This is a genomic window from Streptomyces otsuchiensis (assembly GCF_004305975.1).
Taxonomy (GTDB): domain Bacteria; phylum Actinomycetota; class Actinomycetes; order Streptomycetales; family Streptomycetaceae; genus Streptomyces; species Streptomyces otsuchiensis.
In genome coordinates this window covers 1-423 of the sequence record NZ_BHZI01000613.1, presented here as the reverse complement: position 1 = coordinate 423, position 423 = coordinate 1, and the positions used below count along the sequence as shown (strand labels likewise).

General features: G+C 79.4%; 1 pseudogene. It reads left to right on the top strand.

The features are described 5' to 3' along the window. A pseudogene (locus tag E0D90_RS26970) lies at positions 1–423 on the top strand (hypothetical protein); the annotation flags it as partial.

Here is a 423-nt window from a genome sequence, read left to right as displayed (position 1 = left end):
GCCACACCCACCGCCCTCCCCGAGGCGGACGAGCGCGCCGACGAGCCCGCGACCGCCGCCCCCGCGACGGAGGAGTCCGGCGGCACGGTCTCCGAGGAACCCCCGGCCGAGCCGTCCGCCCAGGACGGCGGCGCCACGACCGAGCCTCCGCCGTCACCGGAGCGAAGCCCGCAGGTGCCGGAAGAACCGGCACCCGCCGGCGACACGGCGGTACCGGCCTCGCTGATGTCTCCGGTGCTCAGCCCCGGCGCGTGCGACGCGGCGGCGGCCGTGCTGAACACCGGCGCCCCTCGGCTCCCCGCCGACGACGACGTGACGGCCGAGCCCACGCCGGAACCGTCCCCGGCGCCCGCCGACGAGCCGGCCACTGCCGTCCCCGTGCCCACGGGACCCGAGGCCGACCCGGACAGCGCTCTCCCCGTG